The following is a 20,799-nucleotide window of genomic DNA, read 5'->3' on the forward strand; positions in this document are numbered from 1 at the left end:
AGGTCCATTATCAGCTGTTTTGCCCAGGAGCTCGACCTCACCCGGTCGCGCTGCGCGGAGCAGGCGTCACGGCGGCCGGTGCCGTACGGGCTTCGTCCCGCGCCCACAGGGACCGTACGTGGCTGAGATGCCGGACCATGCAGGCCTCGGCGCCCATCGCGTCACCCGCCAGCATGAAGTCGAGCAGCTCCAGATGCTCCTCCGCGGAGGGGAGCAGCTCACCCCGCTCGTCCAGTGCCGTCAGGCCGTAGAGCCGGGATCGTTTGCGCAGGTCACCGACCGTCTCCACCAGGCGTTCGTTGCCCGAGAGGCCGAGCAGCGTGAGATGGAAGCGGCGGTCGGACTCCAGATAGCCGATGAGGTCGTGGGCGCGGGCCGCCGCCACGATCTCCTCCGCGATCGGCCGCAGCGCCCGAAGCTCGTCACGGTCCGCAGTCAGCGTCACCCGGCCCACCGTCGGCACCTCGATGAGCAGCCGGATGTCCGTGTACTGGTCGAGGTCGCGTTCATTGACCTCGGTGACCCGGAAGCCCTTGTTGCGCACCGGCTCGACCAGGCCCTCACGGGCCAGGTCGAGCATCGCCTCCCGTACCGGAGTGGCCGAGATCCCGAAGTCCTCGGCCAGACCCGGCGCCGAGTACACCTCGCCGGGCTTGAGCTCGCCGGAGATCAGCGCCGCTCGCAGAGCGTGGGCCACCTGGTCGCGCAGGCGCTCCCGAGTGGTGATCAGATGACTCTGCTTCAGATGGCCCATGTGCCGTTCTCCGACTTCCGCTTGTCGCGCCGTCCGGCCGCCGGGGCGTGGCGCCGCACCACCGTACAATTTCACGTTTTCACGGCGCGTGACAGCTCACAGCAGGAACCCGCCGGGGAAGGGGTCCTCCGGGTCGAGGAAGTACTGCGCGGTGCCCGTGAGCCACGCGCGCCCCGTGATCGTCGGCACCACCGCGGGCACGCCGCCCACCTCGGTCTCCTCGACCAGCCGACCGGTGAACCGGGTCCCGATGAAGGACTCGTTGACGAAGTCCCGGTGCAGCGGCAGCTCACCGCGGGCATGGAGTTGCGCCATGCGCGCGGACGTTCCCGTGCCGCAGGGAGAGCGGTCGAACCAACCAGGATGGATGGCCATGGCGTGGCGCGAGTGGCGCGCGTCCGAGCCGGGCGCGGTGAGATGGACGTGCTTGACGCCGCCGATCTCCGGCCGGACCGGGTGGACGGGCCGGTCGTCGGTGTTGATCGCCTCCATGATGGCAAGCCCCGCCCTGAGCAGCTCGTCCTTGCGATCGCGGTCGAACGGCAGCCCCAGCGCGTCCAGATCGACGAACGCGTAGAAGTTGCCACCGAAGGCCAGGTCGTAGGGGACCGTGCCGAAGCCGGGCACCTTCACCTCGCGGTCCAGGCCGGCACAGAACGCGGGCACGTTGGTCAGCGTCACCGCCTTCGCGGCGCCGCCCTCCACCCGTACCTCCGCGCGCACCAGGCCGGCGGGGGTGTCGAGGCGGACGGTGGTCACCGGTTCCACGACCGGCACCATCCCGGTCTCCACCAGCACGGTCGCCACCCCGATCGTGCCGTGCCCGCACATCGGCAGCAGGCCGGACACCTCGATGAACAGCACGCCGACATCGGCGTCCGGCCTGGTCGGCGGCTGCAGGATCGCCCCGCTCATGGAGGCGTGACCGCGGGGTTCGTACATCAGCAGGGTTCGGAGGCGGTCCATGTGCTCGATGAAGTGCAGCCGGCGTTCTGCCATGGTGGCGCCGGGGACGGGTCCCACACCGCCGGTGATGACACGGGTGGGCATGCCCTCGGTGTGCGAGTCGACGGCGTGGAACACATGACGGGTGCGCACGACGGGCTCCTCTCAGTGCCGGCCGTCGGCGACGGCCTTCTCGGTGGCGGCGCGGACCTCGGCCTCGGTGATGCCGGCGAGCGGCGAGCGCGGTGGGCGGCAAGGGCCGCCGCGCCGGCCCGCGATGTCCATGGACAGCTTGATCGACTGGACGAACTCCGTCTTCGAGTCCCAGCGCAGCAGCGGGTGCAGCGCGCGGTAGAGCGGCAGGGCGCGCTCGAGGTCGCCGGCGACGGCCGCACGGTACAGCTCCGCGCAGGAGGCCGGGAAGGCGTTGGGGTAGCCGGCGACCCAGCCGACCGCGCCCGCGACGGCCAGTTCGAGCAGGACGTCGTCGGCGCCGATCAACAGGTCGAGTTCCGGGGCGCGTTCGGCGATCTCGTACGCCCGGCGGACGTCGCCGCTGAACTCCTTCACCGCGACGATGTGTCCGTCCGCGTGGAGCGTGGCGAGCAGCTCGGGGGTCAGGTCCACCTTGGTGTCGTGCGGATTGTTGTACGCGACGACCGGCAGCCCGACACCGGCGGCCTCGGCGTAGTGAGCGCGCACGGCCGGGGCGTCACACCTGTAGGCGTTGGGCGGGAGCAGCAGGACCGATCCGCAGCCCGCCTCGGCGGCCTGTTCGGTCCAGCGGCGCGCCTCTGCGCTGCCGTAGGCCGCGACCCCGGGCATCACCCGAGCTCCGTCGCCGGCCGCCTCGACGGCCGTACGGACGACCCGGGCGCGCTCCTCGTCGCCGAGGGTCTGGTACTCGCCGAGCGAACCGTTCGGGACGACGCCGTCGCAGCCGTTGTCGAGGAGCCATCGGACGTGCGCGGCGTAGGCGTCGTGGTCGACGGTGAGGTCGTCGTCACGGAAGGGGAGGGCGGTGGCGACCATGATGCCGCGCCAGGGGCGCGTGGCGGTCCAGTCGGCAGGGGCGGGGGTGACGGTCACATGAAGCCCTTCGTCAGTGAGATGTGACATGTTACTGATGGATCGTCAGTTACGTCTCTGTCGGTACGGGGTCATTCGCCGTCCCGTCGACGGTCCGGCTCGTGTTCGAGCGCCGCGAGCGCGCCGAGCGTCACCGGGACGGCCAGCGGCCGGCGTTCGGGGGAGCCGGGGAGAACGGCGTCCCGCGCCGCACCCCCGCGCGCGAGGCAGGCGACGGCGGTCCCGCACACCCGCCCCTGGCACCAGCCCATGCCCGCCCGGGTCAGCAGCTTCACCGCGCGGGCGTCGCCCGCGCCCAGCCGCTCGACCGCCTCGCGGACGCGCCCCGCGTCGACCTCCTCGCAACGGCATACCTCCGTGTCGTCGTCGAGCCAGCCGCCCGGACCGCACCAGCCGTCGGACGGGGCATGCGCGGCGGACATCAACGAGGCGAAGGCCCGCAGCCGGGCGCGCGCACGCAGCAGCGACCGCGTCCGTCCCGACGGCCCCCCGACGCCCGCGCCGCGCAGGCGTGCCGCGATCGCCGCACCGGCCAACTCGCCCTCGACCACGGCCAGTCGGGAGCCGCCGACACCGGCCGTCTCGCCCGCCGACCAGAGGCCCGCGACCGTGGTCCGCTGCCCGGCGTCGACCACGAGAGCCGTCGCACCGTCCGGCGTGGTGCGGGTGGCGCAGCCGAGGGCCGTGCCCAGGTCGATCCGGGGAACGAGACCGTGGCCCACGGCCACCGCGTCGCAGGCGATCCGCCGCTCGGTGCCGGGCACCGGCCGCCAGTCGCCGTCCAGGCGGGCGACGGTCACCGCCTCCACCCGCTCGGCGCCGTGCGCGCGGACGACGGCATGCCGCGCGTACGGGCGCACACCGTTCAACGCCAGCGGCGCCACGTGCCCGACGGCTTCCGCCAACTTGCCCGGGCCCGCGGCCAGTACGCCGGGGCGCCGGGCGTAGCCGAGATACCCCGACGCCTCGACCACGGCGGGTACCCGGGCTCCCGCCGCCACCAGGGAGGAGGCCACGGCGAGCAGTAGCGGGCCACTGCCCGCGACCACGACCCGGCCGCCGGGCAGCACGAGCCCGGACTTGAGCATCGCCTGTGCACCGCCCGCACCGATCACACCCGGCAAGGTCCAGCCGGGGAAAGGAAGTTGGCGCTCGGCCGCACCGGTCGCCAGCAGGACGGCCCGACCCCGCACCACCGCGGGCCGGTCGCCGTCCCCGTCGGCCCCGGTGACGGCATGCACGGCCCAGGAAGCGCCGTCCGCGCCCGCCCCCGGCGCGGCGGTCCGCTCCGAAGCCACGGTCCAGACGTGGTGCCGGGGCAGATGGACGCCGCCGCTCGCCTCCCACCGCCGCCGCAACCCGTCGAACGCCGCCCAGTCGTGGTGCAGCGCCTCCGGCCGCGCGGCTCCGAGGGAGGCCACGGGCTGCCGGTAGAACTGGCCGCCGAGCCCGGGGTCACCGTCGAGCAGCGCCACCGACAGACCGCGCTCGGCGGCGGTGACGGCCCCCGCGAGCCCGGCGGGCCCGGCACCGACGACGACCACGTCGTACGTAACCGATGCCGTCGGTGGGTCCGGGTGGTCGCTAGCGGGCGTCGAGTTCGGCACGGCCGTGTCCCTCCTGGGTGGTGACGACGTCGCCCGTCCCCGCCGGCACGAGACAGGCACGCCGATTCGGGCGGCCGTCGACCGTGACCAGACAGTCGAAGCACTGGCCGATCCCGCAGAACACCCCGCGCGGCTTCCCGCCGACGCGCGTCGTCCGCCAGGAGAGGATCCCCGCGGCCCAGAGCGCGGCGGCGATCGACTGCCCGGGCAGCGCGGTGACGGGCCGCCCGTCGAACGTGAACGTGATCTCCGGCCCGGGCCGGGCGTCGACGAGCGAACGCGGGGTACGGGCACGGCTCACGCGGTGCCTGAGGCGACGGATCATGCGCACTCCCAGCCGAAGGGGAACGGTGGACGGGTCGTCCCGGGTCATGGCGCCGCCCCGGGCGGCCGGGCGGAGCGCCCTGCCGAGTCGGAGAAGCGTTCCGGGCGGAAGGGGCGGGCGTCCATCGGCGGCGCGGTCCCGGTCAGGAAGTGGGAGATCAACAGGCCCGTCGCCGGCGCCAGTCCGATCCCGGCGCCTTCGTGTCCGCAGGCATGGAGGAGACCGGGAACGCGTGGGTCCGGACCGATCGCCGGAAGATGATCCGGCAGATACGGGCGAAAGCCCGCGTACGCCCGCGTCACCCGCACGCCGGCGAGCACCGGGAACAGCCGCGCGGCACCCTGGGCCAGTCGGCTCAGGGCCGGTGTGGAGAGTGTCCGGTCGAAGCCGACGCGCTCCCGGCTCGCACCGATCAGGACCGGCCCCGCCGGAGTTCCCTCGACGACCGGCGAGGTCTGCAGAGCGGCGGAGTCGCTCGCGACGTCGGCGACGTAGTCCGCCGCGTACACCTTGTGCCGCACCACGCGCGGCAGCGGTTCGGTGACCAGCACGAAGCCGCGGCGGGGAAGGACCGGCAGCTCCGTGCCGGCCAGTCGGGCAAGCGCGCCGCCCCAGCTTCCTGCCGCGTTCACCACGTACGGGGCGTACAGCGCGCCTCCCCCGGAGGTCCGTACCCCGCGCACGGAACCGTCCGCACCGGTGAGGACGGAGGTGACCTCCGCGCCGGTGCGGACGGTGGCGCGAGAGGCGCGCAGCAGCCGGGACGCTGCCAGCGCCGGTTGCACCTGCGCGTCCTGCGGGTAGTGGAACGCGCCCGCGAGGCCCGGTGCGAGATGGGGCTCCAGGTCGTGGAGCCCCTCACCGGGGATCTCGTACGCCTCGACGCCGGCCGAGCCCTGCGCCTTCGCGAACCGGCGCAGGGCTTCGAGCCCGCTCTCGTCCGAGGCGACCACCAGGCCGCCCTTGGGTTCGAACTCGGCCTCCGTCCGCAGAGCGGGGGAGAGTTCGCGCCACAGGCGGTTCGACAGGAGCGCGAGGTCCAGCTCGGGCCCCGGCTCCTTGTCGGAGACCAGGAGGTTGCCCTCACCGGCGCCGGTCGTGCCGCCCGCGACGGGGCCGCGGTCGAGGACGGTGACGGAGAGGCCCGCGCGTACGGCGTAGTAAGCGCAGGCCGCGCCGATCATTCCGGCGCCGACGATGATGACGTCGGTCGCCGCGGAGAGGTGTCTCGTGGGCACGGCAGTAATATTTCACACTCCACTGAGCTTGCCAAGAGGCCCAACAGGCCCTGTCCGCAACGGCTTTCGCGCACGGTTCGGAGCTGCTCCTCACGGCGCCGGACCGTCAAGCGATGTGCGGCTCGCGGAATCTGACGATGCATAAGGCTTCTCAGTGCAATTTCACATTGCTATGTTACATGTCATGTTCAGGGCAGCGTCATGTCAACAGCCCTGCCCTCAAGGGAAGTTCACCCCCCATCACAGGAGACTTCGTGTCCCAGCACAGAGCCGTGCGCACGACCCTTCTCGCCGCAGTGCTCGCCACCGGCCTCACCGCCCCGCTCGCGTACTCGGCGCAGGCCGCCGCCCCGACACCGGCCACCTTCGCGCCCCGGAACGCCGGCCCGACCGCCCCGGCGGCCTACGCCCCGAACCCGCACGACGAGGTCGACCGACTCGCCGAGGCGCCCGTGGCGAAGACGGGACCCGCCGCCGCACCCCGCGGCGTCACCGCCGGACGTGTCCCCGGCCCGCAGAGCGGCCCGATCCCCCAGGACCGGACCCGGGCCGCGTCGGCGGCCACCACCCTGGCCGGCGTGCCCTGCACGCTCGACGGCATCACCGGGCTGACCCCCGCCCAGCTCGCCGACTTCCTCGCCGATCCCGCCGTCGAGGCCGACGGCTGCCTCCGCGGACTGATCTGGACCTGGGACGCCCGTCTCGCCCCCGTGATGTCGGACGCGCACGTGCAGGCCGTCGCCCGGCGGATCAAGGGCCTCAGCCCCGACCACGACGGGACGAACTCCACCCACCTCCTGGAGATGTTCACCTACCTCCACGCGGTGGCCTACCACGACTTCAGCCGCTCCGAGATAGACATCACCGACGCCCCCACCGTCGAGACCATGCGCGCGGCCACCGCGGCCTACGCCTACGCCTCACACACCTTCGACGTCACCCCGGAGAACGCACAGACGCTCCGCGAGGCCCTGTACACCGGCAGCGCCCCCGGCCTGCGACAGCACCAGCTCGGCCTGATCGCCCAGGTCCTCGCCCGCATGGGCGCCGGCCACCCGCAGACCTCCGGCGACCCCGGCTGGGGCGGTGCGGCCCTCGCCGCGCTCTCGGTCAACTACCTCGGCGTCTACCCCGGCAACCAGGACACCGCGTTCCGTACCGCCGTCTCCCAGAACGCGGGCTACCGGGCGGCGTTCAAGGACTTCGCCACCCACACGCACCTCAGGAACACCCCCAACGCCTGGGTCGTCCGCGACGCCCTCGGGGAGTACGGCCGCTTCGGCCAGATCGACAGCCTCAAGAGCAGGATCGTCGCCGACCTCGGTGGGCTCCTCGGCCCGGTCGAGACCGGCTTCGGCACGGGAAGCGCCCCCTGGGCCTCGCTCGTCGGCTGGCTCAACTTCTACGACGCCTGCGCGCCGTACAAGGTCTGCAAGGCCGACATCGAGGCGAGGATCTTCCCGCACACGTACACCTACGACAACGGGGCGATCAAGGTCCGCACCGGCCTCGACCGCGCCACCGTCGACCAGCTCTACTACGCGAGCAAGCAGGTCAAGGCCCAGTTCCACCGGGTGCTCGGCACGGAGCAGCCGCTCGCCGGAGACCCGAACACCGCCCTGAATATCGTGCTCTACGCCTCTCGCCAGGACTACGAGACGTACCACCCGATCCTCACCGGGATGGGCACCGAGAACGGCGGCATCTACATCGAGCGCGGCGCGACCTTCTACACGTACCAGCGGCGGGTGCCGCAGGACTCCAGCCTCACGCTCGAAGAGCTCTTCCGGCACGAGTACGTCCACTACCTCAACGGCCGCTACGCCGTCCCCGGCTTCTTCGGCGAGGGACCGTGGTACGAGAACGACCGCACCACGGCCATGGACGAGGGCACCGCGGAGTTCTTTGACGGCGCCACCCGCGACGACGGCATCGCCGTCCGCAAGTCACTCGTCCAGAGCGTCATCAGGGACACCGCCTCGGGCGGCCCGCGCATGACCGTTGACCAGATCCTGCACGCCACCTACGACGGCGACGGCTTCCGCTTCTACAGCTACGCGGGCACGTTCTTCGAGTACCTGTGGACCGAGCGCCCCGCGCTGCTGCGCGCCATGTACGGCTACCTCCGCGCGGGAGACGTCCGGGGCTACGACACCTGGCGCGACACCGTCGGCAAGGACGCGGGGACACAAGCCGCCTACGACGCCTTCCTCGACCGGCAGATCGCCCGGGTCGACGAGCTGTTCGTGCCCGACACCACCCACGAGCCGACCGCCGGCCTGCGACACGCCACCCCCGACCAGATACGGTCCGCCTTCGCGGCCGCCACCGGCAACACGCCCGGCTGCACCGGAACCGGCGACCCGCTGCTGCCGCGCTTCGTCTGCAACGGCCGGATCACCGCCAACCTCGCCGACGCCACCGACCCCGACCGGGTCTTCAAGGACATGTCCGAGTCCGTCGACTACTTCGTCCTCGACCGGAGCCGGAGCGGCGGAGACAACTTCAACGACATGAACTGCTCCTTCGGCGCGGTGGAGATCTGGACCGGCGGCCGGGCCGGAACGGCCGCCTTCACGTGCGAGGGTCCGCTGCGCCGCTGACCCCGCCCGCACCCTCCAGGGCCGGACCCGCCTCCTGAAGGGGGCGGGTCGCGGGCCCCTGGAGCACCCGCCCGTCGGCCGCCGCGAAACGCGAACCGTGACAGGGGCACTCCCAGGCGTCCTCCAGCTCGTTGAAGCCGAGCTCGCAGCCCATGTGAGTGCAGCGCGGGGCGCGCGCGATCAGGTAGTGCCGGGCCACGGACGCCTGCGCCCGCACCACGTCCGGGAACTCCCGCAGAGGCAGATGACGGCGCGGATCGAAGAGCTCGGTCCAGTCGGGGCGCGGCGCGCCCGTGACATGGGCGGCCAGCAGACGGCCCGCCATGACCCCGTTGCTCATGCCCCAGCCGCCGAACCCGGTGGCGACGAAGACATGCTGCGTGTCCGGGTGCTCATGACCCACGTACGGAAGGTGGTCCGCCGACCGCACGTCCTGCGCGGCCCACCGGAAGGTGGTCCCGGACGCGCCGAAGGCCGGGAAGGTCCGGCCGGCCCACGCGGTCAGCCGCTCCAGCCGCTCGCCCGCGTGATCGGTACCGGGCTCGAAGGCCTCGCCGGTGACGATGAGCAGCCGGCGGCCGTCGTCGTACGGGGCGGTGCGCACCGACCGGGTGCGGTCCTCGGGCGTCAGATACATGCCCTCGGGCGCCGTCGCCTCGGGGACAGGGGCTGCGACCACCAGCTCCCGGCGAACCGCCAGCCTGGTGATCAGCGAACTGTGCACGACCAGCGGGAAGTTCGTCGCCACGACCACGTCCTCGGCGTGGACGGACACGCCGCCCTCCGTGACCAGCCTGCACTCCGCGAACTCCCGCAGCTCGGTGACCCGGGTGTGCTCGTGGACGACGCCGCCCCGGGCGACCAGATCGTCGGCGAGACCCAGCAGGAACCTGCGCGGGTGGAAGAGGAGCTGGCCGTCCAGCCGCACCGCCGCCGCGACCGGGAAGGGCAGATCGGTCTCGGTCACGTACGCCGCGTCGAGCCCGGCCTCCAGTGCCGCGGCCGCCTCCGCGCGGATCTCCCCGACCCGTTCCTCGTCCGTGACGTAGGTGAAGGCCGGTGCCCGCTCCAGCTCGGCGTCGATGCCGAGCTCCGCGCACAGGCTCACCACATGATCGAGAGCCTCCTGCTGCGCGCTGGCGTACCGGGTGGCGGCGAGGAGGCCGTGGGCGTCGCGCAGCCGCGCGTAGGTGAGGCCGTGCAGGGCGGTGAGTTTGCCGGTGGTGTGGCCGGAGACCCCGCCGGCGACCCGCTCGGCCTCCAGCAGCACCACCTCACGTCCTGCGCGTACCAGCTCGTGTGCCGTGCACAGGCCGGCGATCCCGCCCCCGATGACGACGACGTCGGTCGTCAGGTCGTCGGCGAGGGCGGGGCGGTCGGGAGAGGGCGTGCCGTGCATCCAGTACGGGGTACCGATCTGCGCGTCCGCGGGCATGGCGCACTCCTTCCCGAAGGGGCTCCTGCCCCGCGGGTGCCCGTCCGGCGGCCGGCCATGCGCCGCCCGGCCGTCGACCTCCGCGAAGTGAGTACGGGTACTCAGGACGACGGCCCGCGAAGTACCGAGGATGGGACCCAGCCGTCGAAGATCGAGGAACCCGCATGTACGTCGAGAAGCTGCCCAAGACCTGGACCGTCTTCTGCGTGGCCGTCTACCTGGTGATGGTCGTCCGGCTGGCGGTGGACGCGCTGCCCGAGGACACCGGCGTCTGGCTGCTCGTGTCGGCGGCCTACCTGCTGGTTCTGGTGCCCTGCATCGCTGTCCCGATCTCGAAGGCGATCTACCATCGCGTCCGCGTCGATCCGGGCGGCGGGGTGCTCCGCGTCGGGCGCGAGCGCATCCCCCTCGCCGAGGTGGACCCGGTCTCCGTCCACGCGGCGCTACGGCTCGTGAAGCCCCGCCCCGCCCGGCGGTACGCCGCGTCGGCCGGTGTGGTGCAGAGCCCCCTCTCCGGCCTCCAGGCGGTCGACCACGGCGCCCCGCGGCTGGTGGGAGGCGGCTGGGCCGTGCCGATGGGCATGGACAGCGTGGTCGTCACCACGTACCGGGGCGAACGCCTCGCGATCGCGACTCACGACGGCGCCGCCCTCCTCACGGCACTGGCCCGGGCACTGACCCCCGCGTCCTAGGAAGCATCGAGGCCCTACGGCTCCGGTGCCAGCCGCTCGACCGCGACGAGCGCCGCGTCGTCGCCGAGGTGGCCGCCCACGTACGCGCGGAGGTCGTCCCGGAGACGGCCGAGCAAGGTCTGCGGATCGTCCCCCGCCCACGCCGTGAGCCGCTCGACCAAGGGGTAGAAGACCCGGTCGTGGCCGCGTGCCTCGACGACACCGTCGGTGTAGAGCAGCAGCACGTCCCCGACGTCGAACGGGAAGGAGTCCACGGCGACCATGGGGGCCAGGACGTCCGCGAGCCCCAGCGGCGGGCTCGGTTCGGCGCTGTCGAGGGCGCGAACCCGTCCCTTCCGCAGGAGCAGCGGCGGGGGATGCCCGCAGTTGACGAGGCGGACGACCGGTTCGTGATCGGGGATGTCCAGGACCAGCGCGGTGACGAACGCCTCCTGGGCCTCGTCGTCGTCCACGGACATCCCTACCCGGTCCCCGCGCACGTCCCTCTCGGCCGAACCGACACCGGCCTCCAGGTGCCCGATCAGCTCGGGGAGCTCCCGCTCCCGGCGCGCGGTGACCCGAAAGGCGCCGAGCACGAGCGAGGCCTCGCTGATCGCGTCGAGCCCCTTGCCGCGGGCGTCGCCGATCAGCAGTCTCGTCCCCGACTCCGTACGTGCGGCCGCGTACAGGTCGCCGCCCATCTGCGCCTCCTCCTCGGCCGCCAGATAGATCGACGCGATCCGCAGCGGGCCCGACCGGCGGGGGAGCGGTCGAAGGACGACGCTCTGCGCGGCCTGCGCGATGGAGCGCAGTTGGGTCACCTTGCGCTCGTGGGCCTCGCGCAGGTACGCGAAGAAGGTGACGATGATCGAGATCAGGATCAGCGCGGCGATCTGATACGTGTGGTTGAGGTCCGTCAGGCTCGTCCGCGCGATCGCCACCACCGCCTGCGCGAGGACCGCGATCGCGCCCACGAAGGCCGTCATCCGAGGACCCGCGAACGATGCCGTCACCGCCGGCGCCGCGATCAGGAACGGGCCGAGGTGGACCTCCGGCGGCAGCAGGATGTCCATCACCGTGACCGTCGCGATCAGCGCGAAGGGAGCGGCCAGAAGCAACCGCCCACCGCGCCGGGAGAGGCGGGGAGCGATGCCTCGCGGCCGGGGATCCATGGAAAAGGCATACCGCAGGTGGCGGGGCATGTCCTGTTGCCGGGCCCTCCGGCGCGGCGCCCTTCCGGGCCCGCGGGAGACGTCGGCGGGGCGTTCGGCGAGGTCGGTGGCGCTTCGCGGCAGGCGCGCCGATGGCGCGTGCCGCGTCAGCCTCCGGACACGGCCGACGTGAAGTCGGCGAGGGTGCGCCGCGCCCGCCAGCCCTGGCCCTCGGCCCTGGAGACGTCGAGGACGACCGTGTGGGCCAGCTGGTCCACGGCGTACCGGGTCAGTGGGGGCTCGGTGTGCGGCCTGAGGCGGGACAGGGACTCCGCGGTGGCGGCCGCGGCGCGCGCCAGGGGCAGGGGAAGCCGGCCGATCCGCGCGTGCACGCCATGGGCGCGCAGGACGGTCCGTACCGCCTCGTCACGGTGGTACGGCACCGGGTCGGCGATGTTGTACCCGCCCGGCTGCCAGTCGGCGGCGGAGAGACACGCGTCGGCGAGGTTCTCCACGGCCGTCAGGCTCAGGAGCACGTCGCGGCCGGGCAGGAGCAGCAGTCCGGCCCGGACGCGGGCGAGCAGGCGCGGCACGAGATGGGGGTCGCCGGGGCCGTAGACCGCACGGGGGCGGAGCACCACCGCCCCGGCCGCGAGCGCGAGGGCCTCCCCGGCCGCCTTCGTACGGCCGTAGGCGTTCAACTGTCCGCGCACGGGATGGTCCTCCGTGATCCTGGCCCGCCCGGGCCCGGGGGCGTACACGCTGGCGCTGCTCACCCAGACCACCGGCCGGCCGGCGGCCGCGGCCAGAAGGCGGGCGGTGCCGTCGACGTTCACGGCCCGCATCGTGGCCTCGGCCGGCGAACCGGGCACCGGGTCGCCGACGGCCGCCGCGCAGTGCACGACGAGATCGGCGCCGCCCAGGTCGGGCGTCCCGCTCTCGGCGTCCCAGCGCACATGCCGGCCGACGGGGCCGGGCCGCCGCCCCACACACAGCACGTCGGCACCGCGCGCGGCGGCGAGGGCGGCGACATGGGAGCCACAGAAGCCACTGGCTCCGGTGACGGCGATCGTGGTCATGTTCGGGTCTCCGTACGGATGTCGGACGTGGTCGCGCGAATCGTCAGCTCGCGCCAGCCGGGGAGTGCCGCACGCCGGTCCACGCGGGCGCGGACGACGGACGGGCGGTGCGGGGCGAGCGCGGCCAGGAGGTCGTCCAGTTGCGCGCGGGCCAGGCGGGCGCCCGGGCAGGCGTGGGGGCCGGCGCCGAAGACGAGTTGGGCGACGGCCGGCGGCGCGGGGTGGTGGGCGTCCGGCGGAGTGCTGTGCGCGCCCACGGCGTTGCGTGCCACCAGCACCAACCGGTCCCCGGCCCCGACCGGGCACCCGCCGACCACGGCGTCGGCCGCGGCCACGCGCGGCAGCAGCGGGGACGGCGCGACGACCCGGAGCAGCTCGGTCACCAGGGCCGGCCGCAGACCTTCGTCGCCGGCCTGCCCCCACAGCCCGCCGTCCGCACACCAGGCGACCGCGCGCGGCAGCGCGGCGACCGTCGTGTTGACGGCGGCGACGGCGAGCATCGCCCGCAGCCCCGCGTCGTCGTCCTCCCCGCCCGCGAGCAGCGCCTCCAGTCGGGCCGTCGCCTCGGCCGCCGCTCGGGCGGCGCCCGGTCGCCGAGGGCCGGGCAGATGGTCCCGGACAGCGGCCGCCGCCGCGTCGGCGGCGGCATCGGCCAGCGCCGACGGGTCGGCGGTGGCATCCAGCAGGGCACGGACCGTCGCTCCGGACAACTCGCGTGCCAGCGGGACGAGATCGACCGCGAGCCCCGCACCGAGCGGGGCGAGCCGACGCGTCAGGACGGCCTGCCAGACCGGCCGCAGCCGCGCCACACCGTCCGCCCCCAGACCCTCGGCCACGGCCCGCCGCGCATCGCGGTGCCCCGCGCCGTCCTGGTCGAACAGCAGCCCGCCACCGGACAGTTCACGGGCCGCGCCCCCGGTGGTGCCCGCCGCCGCGCGGTCCAGCGGGACCCGGGTGAGGGCCTGGCGGTACGGCTCCGCTCCGCTCACCAGCACGGCCCGGCCCACGCGGACCACGGGCCGGCGCCGGACCGCCGCGAGCAGGGCGAACAGCAGCGGGTGGGAGCGCGTGTACACCCGCCGGTCGCGGCGGCGCGCCGCGCGGACGGCGGACGTCGTCGGGAAGCCGGTCACCGGACGTGCACCTTCCGCGGGTCGCTCGGCCGGTAGCGGCGGTCCCAGGACCACAGCAGGGTCCGACGGGCGCCCCACGCCCGCAACCTGCGCAGGCTCGCCCGTACCACCATCCGCTCGGCCCGTGTGATCCGATCGCTGTGCATGCGCGCCCGGTTGAGCAGCACGACATCCTCGGGCGGCCCCTCAAGCGGGACCCTCGGCGCGCCACCGCACCGTACGTACAGATCGGCGGTGACGGCGATGTTGTGCCCGTGACACAGGACGTACGGGGTGCGGTAGCGCGGATCCCGGTGCTCCTTGCGCAGGCGTCCGTAGACCGCCGTCGCCCGGACCACCATCGGCAGGACGTACCGCTCCGCGACGGACGGGGACTCGTCCGGCCGCGGGAGGCTGCGCCCGCAGGCCATCTCCGCGCCCCCGGCGAACGCCGCCTTCGCGGCGGCGATCCAGTCGCGCGCCGGCAGACAGTCGGAGTCCGTACGAACCAACAGCGCGGCGCCCCGGGCGATGGCGTACCGGAACCCGGTGTCGGCGGCCGCGCCCGCGCCCGGTTCACGCTCCTCGACGAGATGGACGGGGAAGGGCGCGGCGGCGGCGAAGCGCCGCACGATGCCGGGGGTCCCGTCGGTGGAGGCGTTGTCCACGACGACGAGGGTGAACCGGGTGTCGGACTGCGCCGCGAGCGCGGCGAGCGTCGCGCCGAGCGAGGCCTCCTCGTCGAAGGCGGGCACCACCGCCCACAGCGCCGTCTCCGCTGCTGCCGTCATCGGGCGGCACCACGGGTGCGGGCGGCCGCCAGCCTCGCCGTCGCCGCCCGGTCGGGCTTCGACGAGCGGCCGGACAGCGGGATGTCGGCGAGCAGCAGCGTGTCCGGGCGAGCCGCGCCCATCCGCTCCAGCGGCCCGGCCAGCGCGGCACGCACCCGGCCGTGGTCCGCCGCCCGGTGCGGCTGGACGACGGCGACGAGACGCTCGTCCCCGTCCCCGGCCGGAACGCCCACCAGGACGGCCAGCTCGACACCGGCCACGTGCAGCGCGGGCTCGTAGAGGCCCGGGTAGATGTTCTCCGCCCGCCGCAGGATCATGTCCTTGCAGCGGCCCTCGAGCACGATCCGGCCGTCGGCGTCGAGCCGGGCCCGGTCGCCGGTGTCGACCCAGGGCGCCGGCTCCTCCCCGAGGTAGCGATCCCGAGCCGCCGGACCGGAGAGCAGCAACTCCCCGGCCGGTCCGGTCTTGGCCTCGACCCCCGGCAGCGGCGCGCCCACCAGATCGCCCTCGCCGCCGAACGCGGCCTTGTCCGCCTGTTCGACGGCAGCCGCGGGAAAGAGTTCCGTGAGCGCGTACACGCCCCAGGCCTCGTCCGCGCCCGCCCCCTTCACCCGCGTGAGCAGCTCCGCGCTCGCCGGCGCGGAGCCGGTCCAGACCCGTCCCGTGAACCGTGCCTCCTCGGCCAGCGCCGCCCGCAGTTGAGGAGGTGTCAGATAGGTGGCCTGCGGGGCCAGTCGGCGCATCTGCCGCGCCAGGACGCGTGGCGACCGGGCGGGCAGCGCGACCGGCGCACCGCTCGCCAGGGACGGCACGAGGACGAAGAACGTACCGCCGAGGACCGGGCGACCGGGCTCGGGCGCCACGAGGTCGGTCACGGTGGCCATGCCGGCGGCGAGCGAGGAGCGGGTGTGGACCACCGCGCGGGGCCGCGAGGTGGTGCCCGAGGTGAAGACGATCACCGCGTCGCCGTCCCCGTCCACCGGGCGCGGCAGCACCGCCGTACTGACGTCGGCGCCGAGTGCGGGCGCGCTTCCCGGCAGCCGCGGGCCGACCGTGGCCACCGGTCCGAGCTCGGCGAGGTCCGGCAGCGCGAGACGGGCCCGGCGCGCCAGCGGCCTCGCCCATCCGGCCACCGCCTGCGCCGTCGCGTCGGCGAGGACCACGTCCGGGCGGGCCAACGCGAGCCGGGCACGCAGGACGTCCGGACCGGCCGAGGGGTCGAGCACCGCGGCGCGCAGTCCCAGCCGGTGCACGGCGAGCATCACGGCCAGCGCGCGCGGCCCGGGCCGCACCGCGACCCCGACCGTGCCGCCGCGCGCGATCCCGCGCGCGTGCAGGGCGGCGGCGTACGCGTCGGCGAGGTCGGCGAGCTCTCCGCAGGTGGCCTTCGTGCGGACGGCGCCGGTGCGCGAGGTACCGAGAACGGCCGGCCGGTCGGGGCGCGACCGCAGGGTGTGGGCGAGAGCCTCCAGCATCAGCGCGGGTCCTCTCCGTGACGGCCCGGGCCCTTGTCCAGGTACCAGCGGGCGGTTCCGACGACTCCGTAGGCGCGCAGGCGCCGGGTGGAGTTCTCCACCACCATGTCGCGGGCGTGGACGATGGCGGTCGTCCGGCGCCGTACCCGGTTCAGGAAGAGCCGGTCGGTGGGGGAGGGGCGGCGGGGCATCCCGCCGACGGCCTCGTACAGGCGCGCGGTGATGGCCATGTTGTTGCCGGCATGCATCCGGTACGGCGCCAGGTAGCCGTTCCCTCGCCGGTGCGCGGGGCGCACCCGGCCGAAGAACGCCGCGACCCGCACGAGCGCACGGAACACGGCGCGGCCCAGCGGGCCGTGCTCGTCCCTGCGCGCGTCGATCCGTCCGCACACCAGCCCGGCCCCGCTCCGCAGCGCGTCCCGGGCCGCCGCCGTCCAGCCGGGGTGCGGCAGACAGTCGGCGTCCGTACGCGCGAGCAGCGTGGCCCCGCGCCCGATCGCGTACCGGAACCCGGTGTCGACGGCGCAGCCCACCCCCTTGTCCCGCTCGTCGAGCACATGCACCGGGAACGGGGCCCGCTCGGCGAAGGCGCGTGCGATCGCCGCGGTGTCGTCCTCGGAGGCGTTGTCGACCACGACCAGCTGGAAGTCCCGGTCCGTCTGCGCGGCGAGCGCCGTCAGCGTGTCACCGATGCGCGCGGCCTCCTGATGCGCGGGCACCACCACCCACAGCGCGCTCACGCCTTCTCCCAGACCATCGTCATGATGCTGACGCCACCGCCGAGACCGACGAACAGAACGCGGTCTCCCGGACGCAACCCGTCGTGTATCCGGTCGAGTTGCACGCCCAGGCTCGCACTGGCGATGTTCCCGAGCTCGGGGACGGTGACCACGAGCCGGTCCCTGGGGACGCCGGTGATCTCCACGAAGCGCTCCAGGTACGGCACGGTGACCTGATGGACCAGGACGTACCGGAAGTGACGCCACTCGAGACCCGTGCGGTGCCGGACCCGGTCGATCACCGAGGTGCCGACCTTCTCGAACACCTCGCGCAGCTCGCTGCCGTCGCCGTGGAAGTACGTGTGCTCGTCGCCCCGAGGATGGCGTGAACCGCCGCCGAATATCCCGCCGACGCGCCAGTGCTCGGAGTGGGTCTCGCTGTCCACGTCGAGGATCCCGCCACGGTCCACCGCTTCGAGGACCACCGCCGCGCCCGCGTCGCCGAAGGTGTAGCCGGCGAAGCCGTCACGGAACTCGGCCAGATCGGCCGGGTCGTGCCGTACGGCACGGCTCGGCGTCTCACCGGTGACGACGAGGGCCCGCCGGGCGCGCCCCGCGAGGATCATGGTGCGGGCGAGGTCGATGCCGTTGACGAAGCTGTTGCAGGCGTTGGTCACGTCCAGGGCGTGTGCCCGGGAGCCGAGCTCGGCCTGCACGATGTGTGCGGTGGCAGGCTCCACCATGTCGCGCGTGGCGGAGGCGAACACCAGCAGGTCGATGTCGGCGGGCCCGACCCCGGCCCGCCCCAGCGCCTGGTGGGCGGCCCCGACCGCGAGGGTGGAGGCGTACTCGTCGGGCCGGGCGACCCGACGGGTCAGGATCCCGGTGGCCCGCTCGAACATCCCGTCCGGCAGCGTCAACCCACTGCCCGCGACCACCCGCTGCCGCAACTGCTCCGAGTCCAGCACCTGCTCGGGCAGGCAGGAACCGGTCCCGGTGATCCCGACGCGGAGGGAGCCGTCGGCGACGGCATCATGACTTTCCATGCCACGGAGGCTACGAGCGGATCGCGGCGGGCGTCCTGAGTGCGCGTACTCATCTCCCGTGGGGAAAAGCCCCTGTTGGCCGGTGGGCAGAAGCGGTCCGGGGCGGCCTGGAACCGCCACCGGCGGCGGCTCGGCTCGGGGGCGGCTCGGAGCCGCCGGCGACGGCTCGGCTCGGGGCGGGCCGGACCCCACAGCGCCTCGGCCCGGGGGCGGCCCGAACCCCACCGCCGGCGCCTCGGCTCGGGGCGGGCAGGAACCCGCAGCCGCGCTCAGCCGAGGGCAGCCATGATCCCGCCGCGGGACACACCGCCGGTCAGCGGGCCCTCCCGATCGAGCTCGGTCGGCAGCTCGGGCAGCGGGGACGCCCGCCCGCTCGACGTCCTCGCACCGGCCCATCATGTCGTCAGGGCCCCCCGAGCCGCCGAGGCTGTCGCCCGGGAGGGCGCACCGGATACGGTGGTCGGAAGATCGTCCTGGAGGGAAGTGACGGGATCATGCGACTCTTGGCGGCCCCCGGCCCGGCGGAGCCCCTGCGATGACCGCGACCGACAGCCCGCACGTCCTGGTGCGTACCGAAGGGCGGGCCGGGTTCCTCACGCTGAACCGGCCCAGGGCCATCAACGCGCTCACCCACGCCATGGTGTGCCGCATCGACGAAGCCCTCACAGCGTGGGAGGACGATCCGGCGATCGAGACCGTCGTCCTCCAGGGCGCCGGTGAAAGGGGGCTGTGCGCCGGCGGCGACATCCGGGCCATCCACGACGACGCCCGCGCCGGCGGCCGCGCCACCGTCGACTTCTGGCGCGACGAGTACCGGCTCAACGCCCGTATCGCCCGCTATCCCAAGCCCTATGTCGCCTTCATGGACGGCATCGTGATGGGCGGCGGCGTCGGTGTCTCCGCCCACGGCTCCGTGCGCCTCGTCACCGAACGCTCCCGGCTGGCGATGCCCGAGACCGGCATCGGCTTCGTGCCCGACGTCGGCGGCACGTATCTGCTCGGCCGGGCGCCCGGCGAGCTGGGCACCCATCTCGCCCTGACCGGCACCCAGGCCGGCGCAGCCGACGCGCTCCTGACCGGGCTCGCGGACCACTACGTACCGTCGGCCGAACTGCCCCGGCTGGCCGAGGAGCTCACGCGAGCCCCCGCGCACGAGGTCGTGCCGCGGTTCGCCCAGCCGGCCCCGCCCGGCGACCTGGCCGCCCGGCGCGAGTGGATCGACGGCTGCTACGCGGCGGAGACCGTCGAGGCCGTCATCGACCGGCTGATCGACTCCGGGGTCCCCGAGGCGAAGGAAACGGCGACCACGCTCCTCGGCCGCTCGCCCGTCGCCCTCAAGACCACCCTGGCGGCGCTCCGGCGCGCCCGGCACCTGGACTCCCTGGAAGCAGTCCTGAACATGGAGTTCCGGCTCTCCTGTGCCGCCCTGTCCTCCGCGGATCTCGTCGAGGGCATCCGCGCGCAGGTCGTCGACAAGGACCGCGACCCCCACTGGTCCCCGCCCACGCTCGCCGAGGTCACGGACGAGTCCGTGGCCCGCTACTTCGATCCGGCGGGGGCCCCGGAGCCGTTCCCCGCGTGACGGCCTGACCGGGGCCGCTCGTCCGGCGGCGTCTCGTCCCAGGTCATCCCCAGCGGGACGCGGCCGATCGCGCGGCCCTGCGCGTCGAGGAGCCGGCCCATGCGCTTGGGGGTGTGGAGAGCGACGGTCCGGTCCTTGACCTCCAGCGCGGGGAAGCGCTCCGCGAGCAGGGCCTCGAACGGGTCGATCGCGTCGAGGCCGCGCAGCCACACCAGGACCAGGAGGTTGTGCGGCCCGCTCACCGAGACGCACATCCGGACCTGATCCATCCGCGCCAACGCGTTCCCGGTCGCCTCCAGATGCGGGTACGGGACGCAGCCGCGATAGACGACCATGGTCGGCAGACCCGCGAGCGGGTGCGCCAGATCGCAGCGGATCGTGATCGCACCCTCCCGCGTCATCCGCTGCACCCGGCGCCGGGCCGTGTGCTCGCTCATGCCCGTCATCGCCCCCAGCTCCGTGTAGCCGAGCCGGCCGTCCCCGCCGAGCGCCGCGAGCAGGGCACGGTCCTCGGGAGAGACACGGTCGAACGCCCGCAAGCCGTGCACGACGCGCCCCCGGGCCCTCGGCGAGCTGGACAGTGCCGCGCGCTCCGCCGGCTCCATCGCGCGCATCCGCCAGTCGCGGCCCTCCCCGTACAGGGTGATGCTCAGCCGCGTCCGCGTCGAACGGACCCCGCGCAGACCGCCGATGACCCGGTGCACCGACCTGCCGAGGGTGGGCAGATCGGGCGCCGCCACGGAGAGGAACAGGTCGAAGTCACCGGCCGTCTCGTCCACGCTGAAGACCCAGGGGAGCGCGGCCGCGGCGGCGCTCACCGCCTCCAGATGCCGGGGCCGGCAGCGGACCTCGACATAGGCGACGGCGGTCGTCCCCGCGCTGTTGTACGCGGTGATCCAGGCCAGACCGCTCGTGCGCAGTCGCTCCCAGCGGCGGGCCGCGGTCGTCGGGTCCACGCCGAGCGCGCGCCCGATGCGGGACCACGGGGCGCGCGGGGCGGCCTGGAGGGCGTCGATGAGCGCCAGATCGAGCTCGGAGAACCCGGCGTCGGGATCGATGGTGCCGGAATCCGGCATCAGAGCCCTGCCCCTGAGGCTTTCCGGCAGTTTCAAGGCTTCTTCGCTCACGGACCGGATCGTAGGGGCACTTCCGGCCGGGGGGAACACCCGGCCACAGG

At 73.9% G+C, this 20,799-nt stretch carries 18 protein-coding genes; 3 read left to right on the plus strand and 15 right to left on the minus strand.

Going from position 1 to position 20,799, the window contains the following annotated elements:
- Window positions 1-37: 37 nt before the first annotated feature.
- The 6 genes from ACFQ7Q_RS01450 to ACFQ7Q_RS01475 all read right to left on the minus strand — a co-directional run bounded on the left by ACFQ7Q_RS01450 (window position 38) and on the right by ACFQ7Q_RS01475 (window position 5,958).
- Window positions 38-754, minus strand: coding sequence for a GntR family transcriptional regulator (locus ACFQ7Q_RS01450; RefSeq protein WP_383548179.1), 717 nt, complete (start codon window positions 752-754; stop codon window positions 38-40).
- Window positions 755-850: 96 nt separating this feature from the next.
- Entirely contained in the window at window positions 851-1,852 is a 1,002-nt protein-coding gene (locus tag ACFQ7Q_RS01455; RefSeq protein WP_383548181.1) for a proline racemase family protein, read from the minus strand.
- A 12-nt stretch (window positions 1,853-1,864) separates the two neighbouring features.
- Entirely contained in the window at window positions 1,865-2,818 is a 954-nt protein-coding gene (locus ACFQ7Q_RS01460) for a dihydrodipicolinate synthase family protein (protein WP_383548184.1), read from the minus strand.
- Window positions 2,819-2,859: 41 nt separating this feature from the next.
- Window positions 2,860-4,395 carry an NAD(P)/FAD-dependent oxidoreductase gene (locus ACFQ7Q_RS01465; RefSeq protein WP_383548187.1) on the minus strand — a complete coding sequence of 512 codons (1,536 nt, stop codon included), beginning with the start codon at window positions 4,393-4,395 and terminating at the stop codon, window positions 2,860-2,862.
- Window positions 4,373-4,720 carry a (2Fe-2S)-binding protein gene (locus ACFQ7Q_RS01470; RefSeq protein ID WP_383548190.1) on the minus strand — a complete coding sequence of 116 codons (348 nt, stop codon included), beginning with the start codon at window positions 4,718-4,720 and terminating at the stop codon, window positions 4,373-4,375. Before ACFQ7Q_RS01470 ends, ACFQ7Q_RS01465 begins: the two co-directional genes overlap by 23 nt.
- A 44-nt stretch (window positions 4,721-4,764) precedes the next feature.
- A complete protein-coding gene (locus tag ACFQ7Q_RS01475) occupies window positions 4,765-5,958 on the minus strand; it encodes an NAD(P)/FAD-dependent oxidoreductase (protein ID WP_383548192.1) in 1,194 nt (397 codons plus the stop codon).
- Between the two features lie 254 nt (window positions 5,959-6,212).
- On the opposite strand from ACFQ7Q_RS01475, the gene ACFQ7Q_RS01480 reads away from it, so the two are divergent.
- Entirely contained in the window at window positions 6,213-8,561 is a 2,349-nt protein-coding gene (locus tag ACFQ7Q_RS01480) for a collagenase (protein WP_383548195.1), read from the plus strand.
- Here ACFQ7Q_RS01480 and ACFQ7Q_RS01485 read toward each other — a convergent pair.
- Window positions 8,533-9,996 (minus strand): FAD-dependent oxidoreductase, encoded by a 1,464-nt coding sequence (locus ACFQ7Q_RS01485; protein WP_383548198.1) that lies wholly within the window; start codon window positions 9,994-9,996, stop codon window positions 8,533-8,535. The genes ACFQ7Q_RS01480 and ACFQ7Q_RS01485 overlap by 29 nt on opposite strands.
- 164 nt (window positions 9,997-10,160) lie before the next feature.
- Between ACFQ7Q_RS01485 and ACFQ7Q_RS01490 the strand changes: the two genes are divergently transcribed.
- On the plus strand, window positions 10,161-10,688 hold the full coding sequence (locus ACFQ7Q_RS01490; RefSeq protein WP_383548201.1) for a DUF3093 family protein: 528 nt from the start codon (window positions 10,161-10,163) through the stop codon (window positions 10,686-10,688).
- 14 nt (window positions 10,689-10,702) lie between these two features.
- On the opposite strand, the gene ACFQ7Q_RS01495 is transcribed toward ACFQ7Q_RS01490, so the two are convergent.
- From ACFQ7Q_RS01495 to ACFQ7Q_RS01525, 7 genes are all read right to left on the minus strand, one after another.
- Window positions 10,703-11,839 (minus strand): PP2C family protein-serine/threonine phosphatase, encoded by a 1,137-nt coding sequence (locus ACFQ7Q_RS01495; RefSeq protein ID WP_383548204.1) that lies wholly within the window; start codon window positions 11,837-11,839, stop codon window positions 10,703-10,705.
- A 146-nt stretch (window positions 11,840-11,985) separates the two neighbouring features.
- Window positions 11,986-12,897 carry an NAD-dependent epimerase/dehydratase family protein gene (locus ACFQ7Q_RS01500; RefSeq protein ID WP_383548207.1) on the minus strand — a complete coding sequence of 304 codons (912 nt, stop codon included), beginning with the start codon at window positions 12,895-12,897 and terminating at the stop codon, window positions 11,986-11,988.
- On the minus strand, window positions 12,894-14,030 hold the full coding sequence (locus ACFQ7Q_RS01505) for a cytochrome P450 (protein WP_383548210.1): 1,137 nt from the start codon (window positions 14,028-14,030) through the stop codon (window positions 12,894-12,896). Before ACFQ7Q_RS01505 ends, ACFQ7Q_RS01500 begins: the two co-directional genes overlap by 4 nt.
- Window positions 14,027-14,800, minus strand: coding sequence for a glycosyltransferase family A protein (locus ACFQ7Q_RS01510; protein WP_383548213.1), 774 nt, complete (start codon window positions 14,798-14,800; stop codon window positions 14,027-14,029). Before ACFQ7Q_RS01510 ends, ACFQ7Q_RS01505 begins: the two co-directional genes overlap by 4 nt.
- The gene (locus tag ACFQ7Q_RS01515) at window positions 14,797-16,275 is read right to left on the minus strand and encodes an AMP-binding protein (protein WP_383548216.1); all 1,479 of its coding nucleotides are present in this window, start codon (window positions 16,273-16,275) and stop codon (window positions 14,797-14,799) included. Before ACFQ7Q_RS01515 ends, ACFQ7Q_RS01510 begins: the two co-directional genes overlap by 4 nt.
- Window positions 16,275-17,015, minus strand: a complete 741-nt coding sequence (locus ACFQ7Q_RS01520) for a glycosyltransferase family A protein (protein ID WP_383548219.1) — start codon at window positions 17,013-17,015, stop codon at window positions 16,275-16,277. The genes ACFQ7Q_RS01515 and ACFQ7Q_RS01520 overlap by 1 nt, the downstream gene beginning before the upstream one ends.
- Window positions 17,012-18,040, minus strand: coding sequence for a 3-oxoacyl-ACP synthase III family protein (locus ACFQ7Q_RS01525; protein ID WP_383548222.1), 1,029 nt, complete (start codon window positions 18,038-18,040; stop codon window positions 17,012-17,014). The genes ACFQ7Q_RS01520 and ACFQ7Q_RS01525 overlap by 4 nt, the downstream gene beginning before the upstream one ends.
- A gap of 535 nt (window positions 18,041-18,575) precedes the next feature.
- Between ACFQ7Q_RS01525 and ACFQ7Q_RS01530 the strand changes: the two genes are divergently transcribed.
- On the plus strand, window positions 18,576-19,622 hold the full coding sequence (locus ACFQ7Q_RS01530; protein ID WP_383548225.1) for an enoyl-CoA hydratase/isomerase family protein: 1,047 nt from the start codon (window positions 18,576-18,578) through the stop codon (window positions 19,620-19,622).
- Here ACFQ7Q_RS01530 and ACFQ7Q_RS01535 read toward each other — a convergent pair.
- The gene (locus ACFQ7Q_RS01535) at window positions 19,580-20,749 is read right to left on the minus strand and encodes an Lrp/AsnC family transcriptional regulator (RefSeq protein ID WP_383548228.1); all 1,170 of its coding nucleotides are present in this window, start codon (window positions 20,747-20,749) and stop codon (window positions 19,580-19,582) included. The two genes, ACFQ7Q_RS01530 and ACFQ7Q_RS01535, sit on opposite strands and share 43 nt — an antisense overlap.
- Window positions 20,750-20,799: the final 50 nt, after the last annotated feature.

Source organism: Streptomyces sp. NPDC056527, from assembly GCF_042794475.1.
Lineage (GTDB): Bacteria > Actinomycetota > Actinomycetes > Streptomycetales > Streptomycetaceae > Streptomyces.